2 protein-coding genes are annotated in these 1,060 nt (G+C 53.2%); both read right to left on the minus strand.

The window, feature by feature from the left end:
* On the minus strand, positions 1 to 194 hold a 194-nt coding region (locus NNN71_RS24680; RefSeq protein ID WP_271459590.1), incomplete at its 3' end, for a hypothetical protein.
* Positions 195 to 227: 33 nt separating this feature from the next.
* Positions 228 to 992, minus strand: coding sequence for a siderophore-interacting protein (locus NNN71_RS24685; RefSeq protein ID WP_249022718.1), 765 nt, complete (start codon positions 990 to 992; stop codon positions 228 to 230).
* Between the last annotated feature and the right edge of the window lie 68 nt (positions 993 to 1,060).

Raw genomic sequence — 1,060 nt, forward strand, 5'->3', positions numbered from 1 at the left:
ATATAAAACAATGAATTATAAAAACAAAACAACAAATAACTCACGTCAGCAAGACGCAAAATAAAAGTATAAAAAGTAGGGAAAAGACGTCCTTCAGACGATTGTTTACGGCAAGCGGCAATAAACATGGCCGAGGCGTAGCGGCGGGGGGAAGAAAAGAGAGAATGGCGCTGACAAGCGCCACAGGAAGTCATCCTGGCCGCAGGAGAAACTGCGGCAGAATCACGTTATTTGGCGTGCCAGTAGGCGCTGGAACGGACCAGCTGCGGGTCAATGGCATCGGTCACAAATCCATCGGTCAGGTTTTTAACCACCTTCCCTTCACCGGTCAGCCAGATAAAGTAATCGGACGGCGGCACCGTGAGCTGCGCCAGACGCGCGGCAACGGCGGCGGCGTCATACTCGCTAACCCATTCAATATTGAACTCATCAAAACCGGCCAGATAGGTTTTATCCGCCACGTCACGCACCATCACCAGCGCGGTAACCTGCGGACGCTGCGCCAGCGTGCGTAACGCCTCCAGGCGGCGACGTAGCGCCGGCATACCGGTTTCATCGCAGACATAAAGCTGCCAGGCATAATCTTCCGGCACCACCAGCGAACCGCGCGGACCACCGATCGTCAGCGTATCACCCGCTTTAGCTTCCATCGCCCATTGACTCGCGACGCCGCCATCATGAATGAAGAAGTCATAGGCCAGCTCATGGCGTTCAGCATTATACAGCGGGGTATAGTCACGCGATTGTGGACGGACGCCCTCAGCCCAGACGATACCGTCATCGGTTACCGTTGGCGGCGTGATTTTGCTCCCTGCTTGTGGGAAGAATAATTTGGTGTGGTCGTCAAATCCACGCGAACTAAAGCCTTCCAGCGCCTCGCCGCCCAGCACTACGCGCTGAAAAGCCTCGCCGATGCGCTCAACACGCAGTACGGTCAGTTCACGAAAACGAAGTTCATTGCGCACGCGCTGTGGGTACTTTTTCTCTTTCATTGAGCGTCTCTCTGGCAAATAGATATATCTAAACATTTTGCAAATGATAATGATTGCCAATTAAGAAG

It is taken from the genome of Kluyvera sp. Awk 3 (assembly GCF_028069715.1).
Taxonomy (GTDB): domain Bacteria; phylum Pseudomonadota; class Gammaproteobacteria; order Enterobacterales; family Enterobacteriaceae; genus Kluyvera; species Kluyvera georgiana_A.

What these genes read in the sequence shown, in the direction of transcription:
- NNN71_RS24685 (WP_249022718.1), bottom strand. Translation starts at nt 992, where the DNA reads ATGAAAGAGAAAAAGTACCCACAGCGCGTGCGCAATGAACTTCGTTTT.